We start from the raw sequence: 20689 nt of genomic DNA, 5'->3' as shown, positions 1-20689 counted from the left end.
CCCCGTTACCAGTGGGCCGCGCCGGTCTCCCGGCTGCCGGCCCGGGATCAGTATGTCCGCTGCGAGTTGATTACGGACGCCGGAGTGTTGACGATGCGTGCCTGTTCGAGGTGCCGCACCCGGTACGCCTGGGGAGTCTCCTCGTGCGCCGCCCGGAAGGCGCGGCTGAAGTGGGCCTTGTCCCGGAAGCCCCAGCGGCCCGCGATCAGCTGGATCGGCCGGTCGCGCAGGGCCGGGTCGGCGAGGTCGCGCCGGCACCGCTCCAGCCGCTGGTCCCGGATGTACGCCGCCACCGTGGTCTCTTCGGTCTCGAAGAGCCGGTGCAGCGACCGCACCGAGATGTGGTGCGCGTCCGCGATCGACTGCGGGCTCAGCGTGGCGTCCCCCAGGTGCTGGCGGATGTGGGCGCGCACCTGGGCCAGCAGCGCCTGGCGGCGAACCTCGGTGGGCACCACGTCCTCGGACACCAGGTGCCGGCCAAGCATCATGGACACCAGGTCGAGCCCGGTGCCGGCCAGCCGTTCGGCGTCCGCCGCGTGGTACTGCTCGGGGTGACCGGTGATCCGGATGAGGTAGTCGGCGAGCAGCGCCCCGATCCCCTCGTTGCCGGGCATCCGGCCGGCGAACAGCGCGGCGAGCCGGCGGCGGGGCAGCGGCAGCGCGTCGTACGGGATGAAGGCCACGATCGAGCTGGGGTGCGCGAGCCCGTGGTGCTCGCCGTGGTGGCTGACCTCGTGCGGCCGGGAGCAGTCGTAGAAGGTGAAGTCGCCGGGGCGGCATTCGCTCCGTTGGCCCGCCTGGTCCGCCGTGCCGGTGCCGGCGAGGGTCAGCGCGAGCACGTAGTAGTCCGGGTCGGAGCGCTGGATCAGCTTTGGGCTCCGGACGCAGTCCAGCGACGGGTAGCGGTAGCGGACAAGCCGCATCCGGCCCAGGTCGATGGTGTCCGCCCGCGCCACGAAGTCGTCGGCGTGCTCGGTGCGTACCCGCAGGGGCGCGGGCGAGTCGGCGAGCATGTCCAGCCACAGCCCGAAGCGATCGGGTGCGGGCACCCGCTCGGTGTCGAGAATCATCCGGTTGAGCATCATTTCCATGCCACGACCCCCGTGTTTCGGTCACCCTCCATCCATGACGACGCCCCACGGAGGCCACAGTCTGCGGTCGTGGGGCGTCTGATATCCGTCATTGACGAGGATAACTTCACCTGATAGCTCCGTCGGCCTCGGCCGGTGTCCCAGGCCGGGCGCGGGGTCGCGCCCCCGATCAGTCGTTCAGCACCTGCGCCAGCCGGTCCCGGAAGTGGCGCTCCGAGTCGCTGACCACGTCGCCGCCGAGGCCCAGCAGGCCGCCGCTGGCGGCGGCGCCCACCACCTGCTCGGCGATCTCCACCAGCCAGTGCCGGTAGGCCCCGGCCTGCCCCTCGTCCACCTTGGCGGCCAGCAGGGTCGACGCCTGCGCGGCCCGGGCGAGCACGTCGTCGGTCATCGCCCGCGGGTCGGCGGGCTCGATCACCGGCAGCTCCGCGCCGATCTCCGGGTCACCCACCCGGGCGACGACCTCGCCGGCGACGGCGGCCACCAGCGGGCTCGCCGATTCGCGTCCGGCCGCGATGGTCTCCAGCCCGGCGGCGTTCTCGGCCATGGTGCGTCGGGCGCCGTCGGACTCCGCCGCGCTCGCCGCGGTCAGGACGGACTGCGGCAGCCCGACCAGCAGCCCCCACTCCTCGTCGGAGAAACCGAACCCGGTGTACGCCGGCTGCTCGATCACGATCAAGCCCCTTTCGCCGTGGTGGTCGTGTGTCGACGGGCACGCCTGGCGTGCCCGGGTCAGGCTAGTCCAGCGTTAGTTGTCGCAGTGTCCGCAGACCTCGCCCACCTGCTCCAGCGACAGATACCGGCCGAGCTTGCGCGGCCCGAGGCCGGTCAGCTCGCGCAGTTCCGCGCGGCTCCGCGGCTGCGAGCGCAGCAGCGCGGCGAGTTCGCGCAGCTCCTGCTCGTCGGGGCGGTGCCGCTCGTTGAGCGTGGACGGTTTCATCAGTGGTCGGAGGTACCCCCGTCGATCACGGGCGAAACCGGACCGGGTGTCTGACCGCCTGCTCGTCGGCTCGGGGGCGGACGCCGGGTTGATCGGGTGCGTCATCATGCCGGCATGTCGGCGCCGACCACCCAGGCCATTTCCCTCGTCCATCCGCCGCCCGGTACTCGCGTCTCCCGTCTGGCGGTCGTGGCAGCACTGCTCTTCTCGCTCGCGCGGGAGTCGATCGTGGTGGCCGTCGGTCTGCCCTCGCCCGGGTGGGACCTCGCGCTGGGGATGGCGTCGTCCCTGCTGGCCCTGGTGATCCTCGGCAGGGTCGGGTTGACCGGCCTGCGGAGGCCGTGGCGGCGGCCGGTCAGGCTGGTCGCCGTGGGTCCGGGCCTGCTGCGGGTGCCCGCCGCCCCGGCCTTCGGCTGGCTCGTCGCCGGGCTGGTCCTGCTCCTCCCCGTATTCGATGTCCCGCTGGCTGGGGCCGTCGACCTGCTCCGCGATCCCGAAGGTCCCCCAGGGCCGCTCGGCTACCTGCTGGCCGCCGCGCCGCTGCTCCTGGCGGCGCTGTGGCTGCTGCCGGTGGTCCTGCTGGTGGTGGCGGTCTTCGGCGATCGCCCGCGGGTCGACCTCACCCCGGCCGGGCTCGAGATACGGGAGCAGTTCGGCCGGCGGAGGATCCCGTGGGAGGCGCTGGCCCCCGGCACGCCGGTGCGGCAGCGGTCCGGGGCTTCGCTGCTGCTGCGGGTGGTCCGCCCCGAACTGATCGAGGGCCGTGGCCTGGTCTGGAGCCCGGTGGCGGCGCCCCGGCTGTGGCTCGGCTGGCTGCCGGTGCACCCGTGGTTCCTGGCCGACGTGCTGCGCTTCTATGTCGACCACACCGAGGAGCGGGCCGCGATCGGCACGACGGCCGGCAACGACCGGCTGTGCCGGGCGCTCAGTGTGGGCTGAGGGTGTCCGCCCCGGCTCAGGGCAGCCGAGGCAGCACCTCGCGCTGGTAGAGGTCGAGCAGGCCCTGCCAGTGCGGGCCGGTGTTGGTCACGTAGAGCTCGTCGTAGCCGGCCTTGGCGAACTTGTCGATCATCTCCAGATGGGCGTCCGGGTTCTTGCCGCAGACGAACGACTGCTTCATCATCTCCGGCTTGACCAACTGCGCGGCCTGCTCGAAGTGCCTCGGCGAGGGGAGCACCTGGGACAGCTCGCCGGGCATTGCCTCGTTCGGCCACTTCTCGTACGCGAGCCGGGCGCCCTCGTCCTCGCTCTCGGCGTACGCCGCCTTGAAGCCGGCCTGGCACGGCTTGTCGCCGCCGCCGCCGTCCCGGAACCGGCGGACCAGGTCGGCGTCGGGTTTGGTGCTGATGTAGCCGTCGCCGATCCGGGCGGCCAGGTCGATCGACTTCGGACCGAAGCCGGACAGGTAGACCGACGGGGGAGTGTCCGGCAACGTGTAGATCCGGGCGTGCTGCACCGTGTAGTGCTCGCCGTAGTGGTTGACGAACCGGCCGCGCCACAGCTTGCGCATCACCTCGACCGCCTCCTCCAGCATCGCCAACCGGAGGTCGAGTTGCGGCCAGGGGTCGCCGAGGATGTGCTCGTTGAGCGCTTCGCCGGTGCCGACGCCGAGCACGAACCGGCCTGGGTGCAGCACCGCGCTGGTGGCCGCGGCCTGGGCGATCAGCGCCGGGTGGATCCGCATGATCGGGCAGGTCACCGCGGTGGTCACCGGCAGCGAGCAGACCTGGCTGAGCGCGCCGATCGTGGACCAGACGAAGGGGCTCTGGCCCTGCACGTCGAGCCAGGGGTGGTAGTGGTCGGAGATCCACAGCGCCGCGAAGCCGGCCTGCTCGGCGGCGCGTGCCTGCGCGAGCAGTTCCGCCGGGCCGTACTCCTCGCTGGACAGGAAGTAACCGATCTTCATCACATCCCCCTCGCCGGGTGCCGGGCGCACCGTACGGACGACGACAGCCGTACCCGGGAAGCTGGCGCGCGAACGCCGCCGGCTCCGGCGATCAGCGGCGGAACATCGCGCGGATGGCGAGCAGCAGGAGCAGGCCGCCCACCACCAGGCCGAGCAGGCGTACGCCGGGGATGTCCGCGGCGGTGGTGGCGTCGGCGAGCAGCGCGGGGTGCATTCCCGCACTCTCCCACGGCGTGCCGGGGTGCGCCAGGCGCTAACAGTAAGGATTGTTGACTATTTCGGGAGGCGATGTGACCATGACACCACCGCCGGAGGCGGCGGGCCGTGGGGGAGACGGGGGTACGTGTGAGCGCGCGGATCGAGGGAGCGACCGGAGACCTGGCGGGTCTCGCCGCGGCCGTCCTGCAACCAGGATTCGTCGGCACCACCCCGCCGGCCTGGATCCGCCGATGGCTCGGCTCGGGGCTCGGCTCGGTGGTCCTCTTCGCCCGCAACGTCGTCGACCACGACCAGCTCGCCCGCCTGACCGCGGCGCTGCGTGCCGAGCGGCCCGACGTGATCGTCGCGATCGACGAGGAGGCGGGGGACGTCACCCGGATCGAGTCCGCCCGGGGCAGCTCGCGACCCGGCAACTTCGCCCTCGGCGCGGTCGACGACCCGAAGCTGACCGAGGAGGTCGCCCGCGACCTGGGCGCCGAACTGGCCGCCCTGGGAGTCAGCCTCAACTACGCCCCGGACGCCGACGTCAACTCCAACCCGGCCAACCCGGTCATCGGGGTCCGCTCGTTCGGCGCCCACCCGACCCTGGTGGCCCGGCACACCGCCGCCTGGGTACGCGGACTCCAGGCCGGCGGAGTGGCCGCCTGCGCCAAGCACTTCCCCGGTCACGGCGACACCCACGTCGACTCGCACCACGACCTGCCCCGCATCGACGGCGACCGGGCCCGGCTGGACGCGGTCGAACTGGCCCCGTTCCGGGCGGCGGTGGCCGCCGGGGCGCAGGCCGTGATGACCGGACACCTGCTGGTGCCGGCGCTGGACCCGGAGCTGCCGGCCACGCTGAGCCCCCGGATCCTCGGCGGGCTGCTCCGCGATGAGCTGGGCTTCCAGGGGGTGGTGGTGACCGACGCGGTGGAGATGCGGGCGGTCGCCGACCGCTACGGCTTCGCCGGGGCGGCCGTGCGCGCCCTCGCCGCCGGGGCGGACGCCATCTGCGTGGGCGGGGAGCGGGCCGCCGAGGCGGACGCGGCGGAGCTGCGCGACGCCATCGTCGCCGCCGTGGTGGCCGGCCAGTTGCCCGAGGAACGCCTGGCCGAGGCGGCGAAGCGGGTCGGCCAGCTCGCCGCCTGGACGGTCGCCGCCCGCGCTGACCGGCCGCCGGTGGCCCACGCCGGCAACGGCTCGGCGATCGGGCTGGCCGCCGCGCGCCGGGCGGTGCGCGTGGTCACCGGGGCGGCCGGGGCCGGGGTGCTACCGCTGGCCGGCCCGGCGCACGTGGTGGAGTTCGCCCCGCCCCGCAACCTCGCCATCGGCGCGGAGACCCCGTGGGGGATCGCCGCACCGCTGACCGCGCTCGTCGCCGGCACCACCACCGTCCGCTACGCCGAGGGCGACACCCCGGCCGACCCGGCCGGCGGGGCGGCCGGCCGCCCCCTGGTGCTGGTGGTGCGGGACCTGCACCGGCACGACTGGATGCGGTCGGCGGTGGATCGCGCGCTGGCGGCCCGACCCGACGCGGTGGTGGTCGAGCTGGGCGTCCCCGAGCTGGTCACCGGCGCGGTGCACGTGGCCACCCACGGCGCCACCCGGGCGGCCGGGTACGCCGCCGCCGAACTCCTCGCCGGCACCCGCTGATCCGGGCGCGGCCGGGCCGGCCACCCGGTCGGGGCCTACGGCGCGGCGACCACCAGGTCGGCGTACTCGACATGGCGTTCGATGAACCTGGCGACGAAGGCGCACTGCGGCACGATTCGGTCACCGCGCTCGCGGAGCTGGTCCAGGGTGCCCCGGACCAGCGCCTCGCCCACGCCCATGCCCCGGTAGCGCTCGTCCACCTCGGTGTACGTCAGGACCAGCACGCCGTTGCGCGGCAGGTACGCGGTGAACCCGGCCAGCGCGTCGTCGACCAGGATCTCGAACCGACGCTTGGCGGGGTCGTCCTCGACCAGGTAGCTCACCCGGCCATTGTCTCCCCGCTGTCGGCCAGCCGGTCCAGTTCGGCCAGCAACCGGTCCACCTCCTCGGCCGTGTTGTAGTGGTAGACGCTGGCCCGGACCGCGCCACCGCTGTCCCGCAGCCCCATCGTCTGGAAGTACTCGTAGGCGTAGTAGTCACCGGCGGAGAGGCAGACGCCGGCCGCGCCCAGCCCCGCCGCCGTCTCCGCCGGGCCCAGCCCGGCCAGCCGGAACGACACCGTGGGGCAGCGCCGGGCCGGGGATCCGTACACGGTGACCGCAGGCCGCGCGGCCAGCCCGGTGAGCAGCCGCTCGAAGACCGCCTCCTCGTGGGCCTGGGCGGCGGCCAGCCCGGCCCGGACCCGGTCCCGGCGGCTGCCGGTCGCCGTGGGGTCCAGAGTGGCCAGGTGGTCCACCGCGGCGGCCACCCCGGCAAGCAGCGGGAAGCTCGGCGTGCCGTACTCGAACCGCTCCGGAACCGCGTCGGAGGAGGGCAGCAGCTTCGCCGGCCGCAGCCTCGCCCAGCGGTCCGGGTCGGCGACCATCGCCGCCAGGTGCGGCCCCGACCACTTGTAGGCGCTGGTGACCAGGAAGTCCGCGCCGAGCGAGGTCAGGTCGGTGGGGCCGTGCGGCACCGCGTGGACTCCGTCCACGCAGACCAGCGCGCCGGCCGCGTGCGCGGTCTTGGCGATCGCCGCGACGTCGGGCACCGTGCCGATGGCGTTGCTGCCGGCGGTCACCGCGACCAGCCGGGTGCGCTCGCCGACCAGGTCGGCGTACTGGCCGGCGGGCAGCTCGCCGGTCGCCGGGTCGAACTCGGCCCAGCGCACCCTCGCCCCGGCGGCCTCGGCCGCCTGCACCCACGGCCGGACGTTGGCGTCGTGGTCCAGCCGGGAGACGACCACCTCGTCGCCCGGCCGCCAGCCCGCGCCGAGCGTCCGGGCCAGGGTGTACGTCAGCGCCGTGGCGCTCGGCCCGAGCACCACCCCCTCGGCCTGCGCGCCGAGCAGGTCCGCCACCGCCGAGCGGGCGGCGGCGACCAGCTCCAGCGACCGCCGGCCGGGCACGAATGCGCTGCTCCGGTTGCCCGTCGCGGCCCGCATCGCGGTGGCGACCGCGTCGATCACCGGCTGGGCGGTCTGGGTGCCGCCGGCACCGTCGAAGTGGGCGAAGCCCTCGGTCAGCGCGGGATAGGCGGCCCGGGTGCGGGCGATGTCGAACGGCATGGCGGGACCCTAACGCCCGCCGGAAACGATCACACGCCGGTGGCGGCGTGGCGATCGTCTCGTACCCTTGGCACGGTGACGAACCGACACGTTTCCCCCGCACTGACCCCCGTCCGCCGCGCCGGCGGCCTGCTGGCCGGCCTCGCGCTCGGCGTCGCGCTGCTGGCCGGTTGCAGCTCCGAGGGCGCCGACACCGACTGCGGCCTGGACGCCTGCACGGTCACATTCGACCGGGGCGTCGAGGCCAGCGCCAGCATCCTCGGCATCGAGGCCAAGCTGGTCGGCGTCCAGGGTGACCAGGTGACCGTGGAGGTGGCCGGGGAGCAGCTCTCGCTCACCACCGGCCAGCAGGCCACCGAGGCCGGCGGCTTCCAGGTGAGCCTGGACAGCGTCACCGCCGACCAGGTCGCCATCCGGGTGGCCCGTAACCCCAACGGCTGACCGCGGCCACGGGCGGTGGTGGCCGACGTTTGGAGATCATGGCGGCGGGAGATTGTGCGGCCATGTCACTCACCCGGAACGCCGGCGCCACCGCCGCCCGGGCCGCCAACAGCCGGTGGCTCGAACTGTTGACCCGGGCCGGCTTCGTCGGCTACGGGATCCTGCACCTCCTCTTCGCCTGGCTCGCGCTCCAGATCGCCTTCGGTCACTCCGGTGAGGAGGGCAACCAGAACGGCGCCCTGCGCACCCTGGGTGCCCAGCCGCTCGGCAAGTTCCTGCTGGTGGCGATCGCGATCGGCCTGTTCGCCATGGCGCTCTGGCAGGCGTTCGAGGCGACCATCGGCCACCGCAGACTGCGCGGCCGGGACCGCCTCTTCGAGCGGATCGCGTCCGTGGTCCGTACCGTCGTCTTCGGCTGGCTGGCCTGGACCGCCGTCAAGGTCTTCCAGGACGCCAGCGCCAACGCCGCCGACCAGCAGCAGGCGCTCACCGCGAAGCTGATGGCCGGCACCGGCGGCCGGTGGCTGGTCGGCCTGGCCGGCCTGGTGCTCGCCGCCATCGGCGTCGGCATGATCGGGTACGGGCTGAAGAAGAAGTTCGAGCGCAATCTCACGATCGGGCAGCTGACCCCGAGGGCGCACACCCTGGCCCGCCGCCTCGGCATGGCCGGGTACGCCGCCCGGGGCGCGGTCTTCGCCATCGCCGGCCTGCTGATCATGGTGGCCGCGGTCAAGTACGACCCGGCGAAGGCCCGCGGCCTCGACGCCGCCCTGCGTATCCTGCGGGACCAGTCGTACGGGCCGGTGCTGCTCACCCTCGCGGCGCTCGGCATCGCCGCCTTCGGCATCTACTGCTTCCTCCAGTCCCGATACCGGCGGGTCTGATCCTGGTCGATACCGGGGCCGTCGGGCATTATGGGCCCTTTGCCCGAGCATGCCCGGCTGGAGGGGAGAGATCCGTGCAGAGCTACGTCGGAACGGCCGTCGCCGCGCTCGCCGCGGCGGCGGCCGCTCTGCTGCTGGTCGAGGTGGTGCACCGGGTGGCCCGCCGGCTGGGCCGGCGCTCGGTGCTGATGACCGAGCTCACCGAGCACTCGCACCGCCCGTTCCAGGTGGCCGCGACCGTGTTCGCCGGGCAGCTCGGCGTCCGCTTCGGCACCCTGTACGCGGTCGGCAGCCCGTGGCGTCAGGTCGTCCTGCACGTCCTGGTGCTGGCCCTGATCGTCGCCGCGGCCTGGCTGGTCGCCTCGCTGCTGGTGGTGATCGAGGACACCGCGCTGGCCCGGTTCCGGGTGGACGTGCCGAACAACCGGCACGCCCGCCGGGTGCGGACCCAGGTGGTGATGCTCCGCCGGCTCACCATCGCGGTGATCGTCATCCTGACCGTGGGCGTCATGCTGATGACGTTCCCCGCGGTCCGGGGCATCGGCGCCGGCGTGCTGACCTCCGCCGGTGTGGCGGCCGCGGTCGCCGCGCTGGCCGCCCAGAGCCTGCTGGGCAACGTCTTCGCCGGCCTCCAGCTCGCCTTCAGCGACGCGGTACGCCTCGACGACGTGGTGGTGGTCGAGGGGGAGTGGGGCCGGATCGAGGAGCTGACCCTCAGCTACGTGGTGGTGCAGATCTGGGACGACCGGCGGTTGATCCTGCCCACCTCCTACTTCACCCGCACCCCGTTCCAGAACTGGACCCGTACCGAGGCGGCCGTGCTCGGCACCGCCGAGTTCGACGTGGACTGGGCGATCCCGGTCCAGGCGATGCGGGAGGAACTGCGCCGGCTCTGCGAGAGCACCGAGCTGTGGGACGGCCGGGTCTGCGTACTCCAGGTGACCGATGCCACCGGCGGCATGGTCAAGGTGCGGGCCCTGGTCAGCGCCGCCGACGCCGGCAGCCTGTGGGACCTGCGCTGCCTGGTCCGCGAGCACCTGGTGGCCTGGGTACGCGACCAGCGCCCGGCCGCGCTGCCCCGGCTGCGTACCGAGGTGGGCGACGTCTCCGGCGCGCTGCCGTGGCAGGCGGTGCGGTCCCGGCGGCCCGCCCCCCGGCTGCCCGAAGACGTGCCCGACGACGCGCGGGTCTTCGGCGGCAGCGACGACGGCGAGGCCCGCAGCGAGGTCTTCGTCGGCCCGGAGGAGCCCGTCGACGCCCACCGCTGACCGGACCCGCCCCCGAGCCCGGAGTCGGGGCTCCCGCGCGTCAGCGGGCGGCGACCTCGGTGCCAGGGGGCAGCCACCGGGGCGTCGCCACCGCGCAAGACATTCCGCCCGCTGCGTTTGTCCGGCGTGTTTCGGGGGACCCGCGGCGCACGCCCCGGCTCGGGCTCGCCATCCCGGCGGCCCGGAGTCCGGTGGTGTGCGGCCGGGCCGACCGGCCGTTCTCCGCGCAGGATTGACGGGCGGCGACTCCGGGCATACAGCGCGGGGATGATGAAAGGAGGACAGCATGGCTGACGTCGCGAGTCGCAGCACGTCCCGGAACGGGAGCGAGCCGTCCACCGCGGAGCTCATCCAGCGGGCCACCGAGCAGGTCTCCCGCCTGGTCCGGGACGAACTGGCGCTGGCCCGGGTGGAACTCACCCGCAAGGGCAAGCACGCCGGCATCGGGATCGGCCTGTTCGGCGGCGGCGGGGTGATGGCCCTCTACGGCGCGGGGGCGCTGGTCGCCACGGTGATCCTGGCGCTCGCGCTGGTCCTGCCCGCGTGGCTGGCCGCCCTGATCGTGGCGGTGGCGCTCTTCCTGCTCGCCGGGGTTCTCGCCCTGGTCGGCAAGACGCAGGTCAGCCGTGCTGTCCCACCGGTGCCGGAGGCGACGGTCCGCAGTGTCCGGGCGGACGTCGACACCGTCGCCGCCGCGGTGAAGGACGGGAGACGGGGATGACCGGCAACGGACGCGGCGATGTGGAGGCGCTCCGTGAGGAGATCCGCCGCACGCGGGTGGAACTCGGTGAGACGATGGAGCTGCTGGCCGCCCGGGCCGACGTGAAGGCCCGGCTGCGGGAGTCTGCCGAGCAGGCGAAGGGGCGCATGCGCGAGCAGGCCGCCCAGGCCGTGGCCCGGGTGCGCGGGCAGGCGACGGCGAAGTCCCGGTTCGCCCGGGAGCAGGCGGCCGGGAAGGCCCGGCTCGCCCGGGCCCGGACGTCCGGGAAGGGCAGGGCGGTCGCGCCCTGGGCGGCCGTCGCGGCCGGCGCGGTGGCGACCGTGGTGGTGCTGCTGATCGTGCGCGGGAGGCGTAGGTGAGCAACAGGATCGGCAAGGTGGCGTACAAGCCCGTCGGGGTGCTGCTCGGGGTGGCCGCCGGTACGGTCGCCGGGGCCATCTTCCGGCAGGTCTGGCGGATCACGGCGGGCGAGGGCGACGCGCCGAGCGCCACCGACGAGGAGCGGGGCTGGGGCGAGATCCTGGCCGCCGCGGCGTTGCAGGGGGCCATCTTCGCGGTCGTCCACTCGGCGGTGGCCCGGGGCGGGGCGGTCGGCGTACGCCGGCTCACCGGCCACTGGCCCGACTGATCAGTTACGCACGGCAGGCCCTCTTTTCGCCAGCGCGGGAAGGGGGCCTTTCGCACGGCTCGCACAGCCCGGCCAGTGGACCTTTGACAACCGTCAGGTCACATGTCGGAGAATTTCGTCGGGTAGGCTGTGCAGAGTTTTTGCGTACGTGGTTTGCTGTCTCACGCTGTTGAGAGACGCGTGGGTTGAGAGAAGTCTCCTTCACCGGGGGCCGCCTCAGGCGCCGCTGCTCGAAAACGGCCAACCGGCCGCACGGCGTGCTCGGCCGCCAGTTTTAGAAGGAGATACACATGGCGCAGGGAACCGTGAAGTGGTTCAACGCTGACAAGGGCTTCGGCTTCATCACCGTCGACGGCGGGGGTGCTGACGTGTTCGTCCACTTCTCGGCCATCCAGACCAGCGGCTACCGCACGCTGGAGGAGAACCAGCGGGTGGAGTTCGAGATCGCCCAGGGTCAGAAGGGTCCGCAGGCCGAGCAGGTCCGCCCCCTCTGAGCGACGAATTGCCGGCCGCGCCGGCCGGCACGAAGCCCCGCTTCCCGCTTCCGGGACGCGGGGCTTTCCGCCTCTGGACGCGTTCCTCGGGTTCAGGTACGCCGGCGCCGGGCCCGCAACCCGTACCAGAGCACGACGAGTCCGATCAGGACGACGATCGGGCCGATGACCACCCAGATCCGTTCGCCGGTCATCATGCTGCCGTCCACGTAGCCCAGTCCCTGCAGCGTCCAGACCGCACCCAGCACGACGGCCAGCAGCCCCAGGGTGAGCCGGAACCAGCCTTTCATCGTTCCCCCTCCGACGACGCCCGCCCGACTCCAGGATGCCCGCCGGCGGCGGTCCGCGGCGACGCCGCGCCGACGCCGCCCACGGGCCGGGTCACCACCGCCCGTGCACCTGCGGCCGGATCAGCTCGTCGTAGGTCTCGCGGACGGCGGCCAGCTCCCCCTCGGTCAGCGGCGGCAGGTCGGCCGCGGCGGCGTTGCGCCGGGCCTGCTCGGCGTTGCGTGCGCCGGGGATGACCACGGTGACGCCGGGCTGGTCGAGGATCCAGCGGAGCGCGAACTGGGCCATCGTCCGGTCGGCGCCGACCAGCGGCGCGAGCCGGCGTACGGCGGCCAGGCCGAGGTCGTAGTCCACCCCGGAGAAGGTCTCGCCGACGTCGAACGACTCGCCGTGCCGGTTGAAGGTGCGGTGGTCGTTCGCGGGGAAGGTGGTGTGCTCGTCGTACCGCCCGGAGAGCAGGCCGCTGGCCAGCGGCACCCGGGCGATGATGCCGACCCCGGCCGCCGCGGCGGCGGGCAGCACCCGGTCCAGGGGCTTGTGCCGGACCGCGTTGAGGATGATCTGCACGCTGGCCACCCCGGGGCGGGCGATGGCGGTGAGCGCCTGGTCGCAGGTCTCGACGCTGACCCCGTACCCGGCGACGCGCTGCTCTGCGACCAGCGTGTCCAGCGCGTCGAAGACCCGGTCGTCGGCGAAGACCGCGGTGGGCGGGCAGTGCAGCTGCACCAGGTCGAGGGTGTCCATCCCGAGGTTGGCCCGGGACCGGTCGGTCCAGGTCCGGAAGTTGTCCAGGGTGTACGCCTCCGGCGTCTGCGGCACCCGCCGGCCCATCTTGGTGGCCACCGTCAGCCCGCGCCCGGGGCGCTCGCGCAGGAACCGGCCGATCAGCTGCTCGCTGCGGCCGTCGCCGTACACGTCGGCGGTGTCCAGGAAGGTGACCCCGGCGTCCACGGCGGCGGCGAGGACGGCCATCGCCGTGCTCTCGCTGACCTCACCCCAGTCGGCGCCGAGCTGCCAGGCGCCGAGTCCGACGATGCCCACCTGCCGGCCGAGCCGGTCGAAGCTGCGGTGTTCCACGCCGGAGAGCCTAGTGAGCGGCTTGCCGGTTCTCGCGGCGGGCCGTAGGGTCTAGCAAGACGTACGTACGGTTTGGAGGCCGTCATGTGGGATCCCAGCACCTACCTGCGCTATGGCGACGAGCGGTCCCGGCCGTTCCACGACCTGCTGGCCCGGGTCCCGGCGGAGCGGCCCCGCGCGGTCGTCGACCTCGGCTGTGGCCCGGGCACCTTGACCACGACCCTCGCCGCCCGCTGGCCGGACAGCCGGATCTCCGGCCTGGACTCCTCCGCCGAGATGATCGCGCAGGCCCGCGCCCAGACCCGGGTCCGTAGCCTGGCTGCGGCCGGCACCCTGGCCGAAGTGGTCACCTTCTCGGTCGGGGACGTGCGCTCCTGGCGGCCAGAGCCGGACGTCGACGTGGTCGTCTGTAACGCGGTGCTCCAGTGGGTGCCCGGCCACCAGGAGCTGCTCGCCCGATGGGTCGCCGAGCTGCCGTCCGGCGCGTGGCTCGCGGTCCAGGTGCCCGGCAACTTCGCCGCCCCGTCGCACCGGTCACTGCGCGAGCTGGCCGGGCACGACCGGTGGCGGGACACGCTCGCCCCGCTGCTGCGCGAGGCGCCCGTCGACGACCCGGTCGACTACGCCGCGCTGCTGGCCGGTACGGGCTGCGCGGTCGACGCCTGGGAAACTACCTACGTGCACCTGCTTCCCGCCGCCGCGGGCGCGGACCACCCGGTGCTGAGCTGGATGGAGGGGACGGCGCTGCGCCCGGTCCGGGCCGCGCTCGACGCCGCCGGCTGGGCCGACTTCCGCGCCGAGCTCGGGGTACGGCTCGCGCAGGCGTACCCGGTGCGGCAGGGTCAGGTGTACTTCCCGTTCCGCCGGATCTTCGTGGTCGCCCGTACCGGCGCCCGCGCCGAGGAGAATCTGTGACCGACCTGCCCACGTTCATCGCCGGACTGCCCAAGGTGGAGCTGCACGTGCACCACGTCGGCTCCGCCTCGCCCCGGATCGTCGCCGAGCTGGCCGCCCGGCACGAGGGGCGCAGCCCGGTCCCGGCCGACCCGGAGCGGCTCGCCGACTACTTCGCCTTCCGCGACTTCGCCCACTTCATCGAGGTCTACCTCAGCGTCGTGGACCTGATCCGCGACCCCGAGGACGTCTGGATCCTGACCCACGAGGTGGCCCGCGAACTGGCCCGGCAGCAGGTCCGGTACGCCGAGCTGACCGTCACGCCGTACTCGCACGTGCGGCGGGGGATCCCGGCGCCGGCGTTCTGCGAGGCGATCGAGGACGCCCGCAAGCGGGCCGAGGCGGACTTCGGCATCGCGCTGCGCTGGTGCTTCGACATCCCCGGCGAGGCGGGGCTGCCGGCCGCCGAGGAGACCCTGCGGATCGCGCTGGAGCAGCGTCCGGACGGGTTGATCAGCTTCGGCCTGGGCGGGCCCGAGATCGGGGTGCCGCGGCCGCAGTTCAAGCCGTACTTCGACCAGGCCCGGGCGGCCGGGCTGCGCTCGGTGCCGCACGCCGGCGAGACCACCGGCCCGGAGACCGTCTGGGACGCGCTGCGGGAGCTGGGCGCGGAGCGGATCGGCCACGGCGTCTCCGCCGTGCTCGACCCGGAACTGCTCACCTACCTCGCCGAGCGGCAGATCCCGTTGGAGGTGTGCCCCACCTCCAACGTCCGCACCCGGGCGGTGGCGAGCATCGAGGAGCACCCGCTGCCGCAGTTCGTCGAGGCCGGGGTGCTGGTCACCGTCAACTCCGACGACCCGCCCATGTTCGGCACCACCCTCAACGACGAGTACGCGGTGGCCGCCCGGCTGCTGAATCTCGGCCGGGACGGGCTCGCCGCGCTGGCCCGTAACGCGGTCACCGCCGCGTTCCTGGAGCCCACGGAGCAGGCCCGGATCAGTGGCGAGATCGACGCGTACCTGGCGACCGCGACGCGCTGAGCGCACCGGCGGCGGTCAGGTCAAGCCGGGGTGGTGCGACGCGACGGGGAGTGGCGCGCGACGGGAGCGGATGTGGGGGGACCGACTCCCGCCGCGCGCACGGCCCCACCGGCCGGATGGTGTGACGGGGCGTCCCGGCCGACGGAACTGATGGGTTCGCCTTCTGATCCTGGCAGCCCACGAGGGCAAGTCGACCGCCGTTAATCCAGTCCTAAGGAAGACTTGCGCCGGCGCACAACCAGCGCGTCAGCGCGGGCGCCGCCAGCGGCGGCCGGTCTTCTGCTCCCGGGCGTCCCGCGCCATCCGCCCCACCAGGCCGAACCGGTTGACCGGCCGGGGCGTCGCCTCGGGGTCGGCGAGCAGCATCACCACGCTGGCCCCGCCGAGCCGGGCCCGGTCGATGCTGACCGACCCGTTGGCCTGCAGCGCCACCCGCTTGGCGATGTCCAGCCCCAGCCCGGTGGAGCCCTGGTCGCTGGCGCCCCGGCGCAGCGCCCGGTCGGGGTTCGCGATGCCCGGGCCGGCGTCGTCGATGCGCAGCGCCACCCACCCGTCCCGCCGGCTGACCGCCACCTCGAAGGCGGTGCCCTGTGGGGTGTAGCGGAAGACGTTGCCGATCACCGCGTCGAGCGCGGCGGCCAGCTCGGCCCGGGGCACCGGGACCGGGATGCGCAGCTGCGCCCCGACCACCCGGTGCGGGCGGTTCTGGTCGCCGGCCAGCGCCGCCCAAAAGATCATCCGGTCCCGGACCACCTCGCTGGCGTCGCAGGTGGCCGGGCCGGTCTCCTGGCTGACCGCCTTGCGGGTCGTCTTGATCAGCTGGTCGACCTCGCCCTCCAGCGTGGCAATCGCCTGGCGGATCCGCCGGATGCCCCGGCGGCGGTCCAGCTCCGCCGCGCTGAACGTGCCGATGCTGGTGTCGTCGGACTCCAGCGCCTCGGCGTCCAGTCGCAGCGCGGTCAGCGGGGTACGCAGCCGGTGGGACAGGTCGGCGACGAGTTCGCGCTCGTCGGCGCGGAGCGCGACCAGGCGCTCCGCCATCCGGTTGAACGCATGCCCGGCCTCGGCCAGCTCCCGCGGGCCGGTCGGGTCGACCCGTGACCCGAGGTCACCGTCGCCGACCGCGAGCGCCGCCTTGACCAGTTCGCCGGTGGCGTCCACCGCGCGGGCGGCCACCCGGTCGACCACGATCACCGCGGCCCCGACCAGCGCCACGGCCACCGCGAACAGCAGCAGCCACCGCTCGACGGAGCCCTCGTCGAGCACCGTCTCGGGGACGAAGACCTCCACCACGGCCATCTTGTCGCCGAGCACCACCGGGTCCAGCCGCAGCACGCCGCCGGGCACGTCGGTGACCACCGAGCGGCGCCCGGTGCCGGCCCGGTCCAGCGCCGTGGCGTCGGCCCGGCCGCCGGACTCGTCCGCGCCGATCCCGTGTACGACCGGCCGTGGCGTGCGCTCGTCGCCGGCCGCCGCCACTGCCCGCCGGACCACCTCCGGGTCGGTGCTGGCCGCGAGCGCGCCCGTGACCAGGGCGCTGCGCCGGGCCGCGTCGGCCAACTTGTCGTCGCGCGCCTGGTCGCCGAGGGTGATCCCGAGCGGAATGAGGAAGGCGAGCGCGACGAGGCTGCACATGCCGGCCGTGAGCCAGGCCAGCGCCGGCCTCAGTCCGGCGCCACCAGCCGGAAGCCGACCCCCCGCACGGTGCGCAGGTAGCGCGGCTTCGCTGCGGACTCGCCCATTTTGCGGCGCAGCCAGTATAGGTGAACGTCGATGGTCTGGTCCTCGCCGACCGAGGGCTGCCGCCATACCTCCTCCAAGAGTTCGCGCCGGGACACTACCCGGCCGGGACGCGCGGCGAGATACGCCAGCAGGTCGAACTCCTTACGGGTCAGGGCCAGCGGCTCCCCGTCCAGCACCGCGCTGCGCTCGCCGACGTCCACCCGCAGGCCACCCACCGTGTGCACGGCCGGCGCGACGGTACGGCTGGCCCGGCCCGCCCGGCGGAGCACCGTGGTGATCCGGGCGTCCAGGTGGGCGCCGGTGAACGGCTTGACCATGTAGTCGTCGGCGCCCGCCCGCAGCAGGCGTACCACGGACTGCTCGTCGTCCCGCGCGGTGGCGATGATGATCGGCACGTCGGTGATCCCGCGCAGCATCCGCAGCGCGTCCGAGCCGTCCAGATCGGGCAGGCCGAGATCGAGCACGACCAGGTCGGGTGTCTCGGCGGCGACCCGGCGCAGTGCGTCCAGCGCCGTGCCGACGGCGTGCACGGCGTGCCCCCGGTCGGTGAGGGAGCGCAGCATGGCGCCGCGTACGACGTGATCGTCTTCGACCAGGAGGACGGTTGCCACGTCAGCACCGTACTCGGGGTGGCAAGTTGATCGCGTTGCGGCGCATCTGGGAACCGGGCAAGCTGGGACGACGATGACGTTCACCCTCTTCCCCGACACCCGCCTGGCGCTCGCCCGCGACGCCCTCGCCGGCCTGTCGGTCGGCGACGCCCTCGGCTCCCAGTTCTTCGTCCCCGGCCGGCACCCGGCGGACCTCGCCGCCGGCCGGCTGCCCGCGCCGCCGTGGTCCTGGACCGACGACACCGAGATGGCCTGTTCCGTGGTGGCCGCGCTGGGCGGTACCGGGCGGATCGACCCGGACGGGCTGGCGCTCGCTTTCGCCGAGCACTGCGAGCCGTACCGCGGCTACGGTCCGGGCGCGGTGACCATCCTGCGGCTGATCCGCACCGGTACGCCCTGGCCGGTGGCCGCCGCGTCCGCGTTCGACGGGCAGGGCTCCTGCGGCAACGGCGCCGCCATGCGGGTCGCCCCGCTCGGCGCCTGGTACGCCGACTCGATCCGCCGCGCCGCCGACCAGGCCCGCGCCTCCGCCGAGGTGACGCACGCCCACCCGGAGGGGATCGCCGGGGCGGTCGCGGTGGCGGTGGCCGCCTCGCTGGCCGCCCGGGCCCGGCTCGACGGGGACCGCCCCGAACCGGCCCGGCTGCTCAATGCGGTGGCCGGCGCCCTGGATCCGGCCGGCGAGGTCCACCGGGGCGTACGCCGGGCCGCCAAGCTGCTCGGCCAGTCGGCCGCCGCAGTGGTCGACGCGCTCGGCAACGGCTCCCGGGTCACCGCGCAGGACACCGTCCCGTTCACCCTCTGGGTCGCCGCCACCCACCTCGGCGACTACCCGACCGCGATCCGGGTCTGCGTCGAGGCGGGCGGGGACGTGGACACCACGGCGGCGATCGTCGGCGGGGTGGTCGCCGCGTACACCGGGATCGGCACGCCGGGCGGGGTGCCGGACGGCTGGCTCGCCGCCCGCGAACCCCTGCCCGACTGGCTCCCCGCCCACACCTGACCTCACCCGCACCCACCGTGCGCCACAAGATCCGCGCCTGGCGCCCATCCGCCCGCGCAGGGTTCGCCCACTTTCGCGCCCGGCGGCGAAAGGTTCAACGCGGGGGCCGAACTCGTCCGGCCACGGATCGGGACAGCGCGGCGTCGCCGACGGTGCGGAAAGGGCGACCGATAGCATCGCAGGGGCCGGTAACCGGCACATTCGAACCCATCGACGACAGGAGTCACCGTGTCCGCACCCCGTACCCCCGTCGTGGCCGACCCCGTCGTCGTCGCCGCCGGGACGACGGCGGCCGACGCGGTGGCGGCGGCCGGGCTGCCCACCACGGGCCCGAAGGCGATCGTGGTGGTCCGCGACCCCCAGGGCGTGCTGCGTGACCTGGACTGGAAGCCGGCGGAGGAGACCGCCGTCGAGCCGGTGAGCCTCGACTCGCCGGACGGGCTGAACGTGCTGCGCCACTCGACCGCGCACGTGCTCGCCCAGGCGGTGCAGGACGTCTTCCCGGAGGCCAAGCTCGGCATCGGGCCGCCGATCGAGAACGGCTTCTACTACGACTTCCAGGTCGACAAGCCGTTCCAGCCGGACGACCTGGCCAAGCTCGAGAAGCGGATGCAGGAGATCGTCAAGTCCGGGCAGCGGTTCCGCCGGCGCCGCTTCAACAGCCTGGACGAGGCCCGGGCCGAGCTGGCCAACGAGCCGTTCAAGCTGGAGCTGATCGACGTCAAGGGGGAGGGGCTCGACTCCTCGCAGGTGATGGAGGTGGGCGGCGGCGAGCTGACCATCTACGACAACCTCGCCGCCGCCGAGGACAAGGTCTGCTGGTCGGACCTGTGCCGCGGCCCGCACCTGCCGAACACCCGGCTGATCGGCGCGTTCAAGCTGATGCGCTCGGCCGCCGCGTACTGGCGGGGCTCGGAGAAGAACCCGCAGCTGCAGCGGGTGTACGGCACCGCGTGGCCGACCCGGGACGAGCTCAAGGCGTACCTGAAGCTGCTGGAGGAGGCCGCCCGGCGCGACCACCGCAAGCTCGGCGCGGACCTGGACCTGTTCAGCTTCCCCGACGAGATCGGCTCGGGCCTGGCGGTCTTCCACCCGAAGGGCGGCATCATCCGGCGGGAGCTGGAGAACTACTCGCGTCGCCGGCACGAGGCGGCCGGGTACGAGTTCGTCAACAGCCCGCACATCACCAAGGCGCAGCTCTTCGAGACCTCCGGTCACCTGCCCTACTACGCCGACACGATGTTCCCGCCCATGCAGCTGGAGGGCGCGGACTACTACCTCAAGGCCATGAACTGCCCGATGCACAACCTGATCTTCAGGGCGCGCGGGCGGTCGTACCGGGAGCTGCCGCTGCGGCTCTTCGAGTTCGGCACGGTCTACCGGTACGAGAAGTCCGGCGTGGTGCACGGCCTGACCCGGGTCCGCGGCCTGACCCAGGACGACTCGCACATCTACTGCACTCGCGAGCAGATGCCGGGCGAGCTGACCACCCTGCTCACGTTCGTGCTCGACCTGCTGCGCGACTACGGTCTGGACGACTTCTACCTGGAGCTGTCCACCCGGGACGACTCGCCGAAGTTCATCGGCTCGGACGAGGACTGGGCGGAGGCCACGGAGGCCCTGCGCAGCGCCGCCGAGGCCTCTGGGCTGGACCTGGTGCCCGACCCGGGCGGCGCGGCCTTCTACGGCCCGAAGATCTCGGTGCAGGCCAAGGACGCGATCGGCCGCACCTGGCAGATGTCCACCATCCAGGTCGACTTCAACCAGCCGGAGCGGTTCGGCCTGGAGTACCAGGCGGCGGACGGCAGCCGGCAGCGGCCGGTGATGATCCACCGGGCCCTCTTCGGCTCGATCGAGCGCTTCTTCGGTGTGCTCACCGAGCACTACGCGGGCGCCTTCCCGGCCTGGCTGGCGCCGGTGCAGGTGATCGGCATCCCGATCCGCGACGAGCACACCGACTACCTGCACGGCTTCGTGGCCGCGCTGCGCGCGGAGGGGATCCGCGCCCAGGTGGACTCCGGCACCGACCGGATGCAGAAGAAGATCCGCAACGCCCAGCAGCAGAAGATCCCGTTCATGGTGATCGCCGGTGACGACGACGTGGCCGCCGGCACGGTCTCGTTCCGCTACCGGGACGGCTCGCAGCGCAACGGTGTGCCGATGGCCGAGGCGGTGACCCACGTGCTCGACGTGGTCAACTCCCGCACCAACTCCGGCCCGTCGGCGGAGAGCTGATCGCCGGCCCGGCGGCGGCTGG

At 73.6% G+C, this 20689-nt stretch carries 24 protein-coding genes; 13 read left to right on the top strand and 11 right to left on the bottom strand.

Going from position 1 to position 20689, the window contains the following annotated elements; all coding sequences use genetic code 11:
• Positions 1 to 47 precede the first annotated feature (47 nt).
• The 3 genes from ABZ783_RS34125 to ABZ783_RS34115 all read right to left on the bottom strand — a co-directional run bounded on the left by ABZ783_RS34125 (position 48) and on the right by ABZ783_RS34115 (position 2031).
• Positions 48 to 1070, bottom strand: coding sequence for a helix-turn-helix domain-containing protein (locus ABZ783_RS34125; protein ID WP_357446158.1), 1023 nt, complete (start codon positions 1068 to 1070; stop codon positions 48 to 50).
• Between the two features lie 190 nt (positions 1071 to 1260).
• Positions 1261 to 1764, bottom strand: coding sequence for a hypothetical protein (locus ABZ783_RS34120; RefSeq protein ID WP_357446155.1), 504 nt, complete (start codon positions 1762 to 1764; stop codon positions 1261 to 1263).
• A gap of 75 nt (positions 1765 to 1839) precedes the next feature.
• Positions 1840 to 2031: a hypothetical protein gene (locus ABZ783_RS34115; protein ID WP_357446152.1), complete on the bottom strand. Its 192-nt coding sequence runs from the start codon at positions 2029 to 2031 to the stop codon at positions 1840 to 1842.
• Positions 2032 to 2145: 114 nt separating this feature from the next.
• Here ABZ783_RS34115 and ABZ783_RS34110 point away from each other — a divergent pair, with 114 nt between their 5' ends.
• Entirely contained in the window at positions 2146 to 2970 is an 825-nt protein-coding gene (locus ABZ783_RS34110) for a PH domain-containing protein (protein ID WP_357446149.1), read from the top strand.
• A 16-nt stretch (positions 2971 to 2986) separates the two neighbouring features.
• On the opposite strand, the gene ABZ783_RS34105 is transcribed toward ABZ783_RS34110, so the two are convergent.
• Both ABZ783_RS34105 and ABZ783_RS34100 read right to left on the bottom strand, forming a co-directional pair.
• Positions 2987 to 3937 (bottom strand): TIGR03557 family F420-dependent LLM class oxidoreductase, encoded by a 951-nt coding sequence (locus ABZ783_RS34105; protein WP_357446146.1) that lies wholly within the window; start codon positions 3935 to 3937, stop codon positions 2987 to 2989.
• A gap of 91 nt (positions 3938 to 4028) precedes the next feature.
• Entirely contained in the window at positions 4029 to 4151 is a 123-nt protein-coding gene (locus ABZ783_RS34100; protein ID WP_255471749.1) for a hypothetical protein, read from the bottom strand.
• A gap of 131 nt (positions 4152 to 4282) precedes the next feature.
• Here ABZ783_RS34100 and ABZ783_RS34095 point away from each other — a divergent pair, with 131 nt between their 5' ends.
• The gene (locus ABZ783_RS34095; protein ID WP_357446142.1) at positions 4283 to 5791 is read left to right on the top strand and encodes a glycoside hydrolase family 3 N-terminal domain-containing protein; all 1509 of its coding nucleotides are present in this window, start codon (positions 4283 to 4285) and stop codon (positions 5789 to 5791) included.
• A gap of 35 nt (positions 5792 to 5826) precedes the next feature.
• Here ABZ783_RS34095 and ABZ783_RS34090 read toward each other — a convergent pair whose 3' ends face one another.
• Entirely contained in the window at positions 5827 to 6114 is a 288-nt protein-coding gene (locus tag ABZ783_RS34090) for a GNAT family N-acetyltransferase (RefSeq protein WP_357446139.1), read from the bottom strand.
• Complete coding sequence (locus ABZ783_RS34085) at positions 6111 to 7337, bottom strand: cysteine desulfurase-like protein (protein ID WP_357446136.1); 1227 nt, start codon at positions 7335 to 7337, stop codon at positions 6111 to 6113. The genes ABZ783_RS34090 and ABZ783_RS34085 overlap by 4 nt, the downstream gene beginning before the upstream one ends.
• A 75-nt stretch (positions 7338 to 7412) precedes the next feature.
• Here ABZ783_RS34085 and ABZ783_RS34080 point away from each other — a divergent pair, with 75 nt between their 5' ends.
• The 7 genes from ABZ783_RS34080 (at position 7413) to ABZ783_RS34050 (ending at position 11773) form a co-directional block, all read left to right on the top strand.
• Complete coding sequence (locus ABZ783_RS34080; protein WP_357446133.1) at positions 7413 to 7778, top strand: hypothetical protein; 366 nt, start codon at positions 7413 to 7415, stop codon at positions 7776 to 7778.
• A 62-nt stretch (positions 7779 to 7840) separates the two neighbouring features.
• A complete protein-coding gene (locus tag ABZ783_RS34075; protein WP_357446130.1) occupies positions 7841 to 8662 on the top strand; it encodes a DUF1206 domain-containing protein in 822 nt (273 codons plus the stop codon).
• Between the two features lie 74 nt (positions 8663 to 8736).
• Positions 8737 to 9930 (top strand): mechanosensitive ion channel domain-containing protein, encoded by a 1194-nt coding sequence (locus ABZ783_RS34070; RefSeq protein ID WP_357446127.1) that lies wholly within the window; start codon positions 8737 to 8739, stop codon positions 9928 to 9930.
• Between the two features lie 286 nt (positions 9931 to 10216).
• Positions 10217 to 10651 (top strand): phage holin family protein, encoded by a 435-nt coding sequence (locus ABZ783_RS34065; protein WP_357446124.1) that lies wholly within the window; start codon positions 10217 to 10219, stop codon positions 10649 to 10651.
• Complete coding sequence (locus ABZ783_RS34060; RefSeq protein WP_357446121.1) at positions 10648 to 11010, top strand: DUF3618 domain-containing protein; 363 nt, start codon at positions 10648 to 10650, stop codon at positions 11008 to 11010. Before ABZ783_RS34065 ends, ABZ783_RS34060 begins: the two co-directional genes overlap by 4 nt.
• Positions 11007 to 11279 (top strand): DUF4235 domain-containing protein, encoded by a 273-nt coding sequence (locus tag ABZ783_RS34055; protein WP_073839488.1) that lies wholly within the window; start codon positions 11007 to 11009, stop codon positions 11277 to 11279. Before ABZ783_RS34060 ends, ABZ783_RS34055 begins: the two co-directional genes overlap by 4 nt.
• 290 nt (positions 11280 to 11569) lie before the next feature.
• Positions 11570 to 11773, top strand: a complete 204-nt coding sequence (locus tag ABZ783_RS34050) for a cold-shock protein (protein WP_011905669.1) — start codon at positions 11570 to 11572, stop codon at positions 11771 to 11773.
• Positions 11774 to 11865: 92 nt separating this feature from the next.
• On the opposite strand, the gene ABZ783_RS34045 is transcribed toward ABZ783_RS34050, so the two are convergent.
• Entirely contained in the window at positions 11866 to 12063 is a 198-nt protein-coding gene (locus ABZ783_RS34045; protein ID WP_357446116.1) for a hypothetical protein, read from the bottom strand.
• A gap of 91 nt (positions 12064 to 12154) precedes the next feature.
• On the bottom strand, positions 12155 to 13138 hold the full coding sequence (locus ABZ783_RS34040; RefSeq protein WP_357446113.1) for an aldo/keto reductase: 984 nt from the start codon (positions 13136 to 13138) through the stop codon (positions 12155 to 12157).
• 84 nt (positions 13139 to 13222) lie between these two features.
• Here ABZ783_RS34040 and ABZ783_RS34035 point away from each other — a divergent pair, with 84 nt between their 5' ends.
• Positions 13223 to 14053, top strand: a complete 831-nt coding sequence (locus tag ABZ783_RS34035; RefSeq protein ID WP_357446111.1) for a trans-aconitate 2-methyltransferase — start codon at positions 13223 to 13225, stop codon at positions 14051 to 14053.
• Complete coding sequence (locus ABZ783_RS34030; protein WP_357446107.1) at positions 14050 to 15075, top strand: adenosine deaminase; 1026 nt, start codon at positions 14050 to 14052, stop codon at positions 15073 to 15075. Before ABZ783_RS34035 ends, ABZ783_RS34030 begins: the two co-directional genes overlap by 4 nt.
• A gap of 246 nt (positions 15076 to 15321) precedes the next feature.
• Here the strand turns inward: ABZ783_RS34030 and ABZ783_RS34025 are convergent, their stop codons facing one another.
• Positions 15322 to 16710: a HAMP domain-containing sensor histidine kinase gene (locus ABZ783_RS34025; protein WP_357446104.1), complete on the bottom strand. Its 1389-nt coding sequence runs from the start codon at positions 16708 to 16710 to the stop codon at positions 15322 to 15324.
• 29 nt (positions 16711 to 16739) lie between these two features.
• On the bottom strand, positions 16740 to 17429 hold the full coding sequence (locus tag ABZ783_RS34020) for a response regulator transcription factor (protein ID WP_064448739.1): 690 nt from the start codon (positions 17427 to 17429) through the stop codon (positions 16740 to 16742).
• 73 nt (positions 17430 to 17502) lie between these two features.
• Between ABZ783_RS34020 and ABZ783_RS34015 the strand changes: the two genes are divergently transcribed.
• Together ABZ783_RS34015 and thrS are read left to right on the top strand one after the other, a co-directional pair.
• Positions 17503 to 18432 (top strand): ADP-ribosylglycohydrolase family protein, encoded by a 930-nt coding sequence (locus ABZ783_RS34015; protein WP_357446101.1) that lies wholly within the window; start codon positions 17503 to 17505, stop codon positions 18430 to 18432.
• 228 nt (positions 18433 to 18660) lie between these two features.
• Positions 18661 to 20667 (top strand): threonine--tRNA ligase, encoded by a 2007-nt coding sequence (gene thrS / locus ABZ783_RS34010; protein WP_357446098.1) that lies wholly within the window; start codon positions 18661 to 18663, stop codon positions 20665 to 20667.
• The last annotated feature ends 22 nt before the right edge of the window (positions 20668 to 20689 follow it).

Origin of the sequence: Micromonospora sp. NPDC047738, from assembly GCF_040642675.1 — a bacterium.
Taxonomy (GTDB): Bacteria; Actinomycetota; Actinomycetes; order Mycobacteriales; family Micromonosporaceae; genus Micromonospora.
The sequence above is the reverse complement of the archived record's forward strand: the minus strand, read 5'-3'. Positions and strand labels throughout refer to the sequence as shown.

Bases quoted from the DNA above. Each gene is read 5' to 3' on its own strand.
- ABZ783_RS34125 (WP_357446158.1), bottom strand. From the start codon at position 1,070: ATGATTCTCGACACCGAGCGGGTGCCCGCACCCGATCGCTTCGGGCTG.
- ABZ783_RS34115 (WP_357446152.1), bottom strand. From the start codon at position 2,031: ATGAAACCGTCCACGCTCAACGAGCGGCACCGCCCCGACGAGCAGGAG.
- ABZ783_RS34110 (WP_357446149.1), top strand. From the start codon at position 2,146: ATGTCGGCGCCGACCACCCAGGCCATTTCCCTCGTCCATCCGCCGCCC.
- ABZ783_RS34105 (WP_357446146.1), bottom strand. From the start codon at position 3,937: ATGAAGATCGGTTACTTCCTGTCCAGCGAGGAGTACGGCCCGGCGGAA.
- ABZ783_RS34100 (WP_255471749.1), bottom strand. From the start codon at position 4,151: ATGCACCCCGCGCTGCTCGCCGACGCCACCACCGCCGCGGACATCCCC.
- ABZ783_RS34085 (WP_357446136.1), bottom strand. From the start codon at position 7,337: ATGCCGTTCGACATCGCCCGCACCCGGGCCGCCTATCCCGCGCTGACC.
- ABZ783_RS34075 (WP_357446130.1), top strand. From the start codon at position 7,841: ATGTCACTCACCCGGAACGCCGGCGCCACCGCCGCCCGGGCCGCCAAC.
- ABZ783_RS34065 (WP_357446124.1), top strand. From the start codon at position 10,217: ATGGCTGACGTCGCGAGTCGCAGCACGTCCCGGAACGGGAGCGAGCCG.
- ABZ783_RS34060 (WP_357446121.1), top strand. From the start codon at position 10,648: ATGACCGGCAACGGACGCGGCGATGTGGAGGCGCTCCGTGAGGAGATC.
- ABZ783_RS34050 (WP_011905669.1), top strand. From the start codon at position 11,570: ATGGCGCAGGGAACCGTGAAGTGGTTCAACGCTGACAAGGGCTTCGGC.
- ABZ783_RS34045 (WP_357446116.1), bottom strand. From the start codon at position 12,063: ATGAAAGGCTGGTTCCGGCTCACCCTGGGGCTGCTGGCCGTCGTGCTG.
- ABZ783_RS34035 (WP_357446111.1), top strand. From the start codon at position 13,223: ATGTGGGATCCCAGCACCTACCTGCGCTATGGCGACGAGCGGTCCCGG.
- ABZ783_RS34025 (WP_357446104.1), bottom strand. From the start codon at position 16,710: ATGTGCAGCCTCGTCGCGCTCGCCTTCCTCATTCCGCTCGGGATCACC.
- ABZ783_RS34015 (WP_357446101.1), top strand. From the start codon at position 17,503: ATGACGTTCACCCTCTTCCCCGACACCCGCCTGGCGCTCGCCCGCGAC.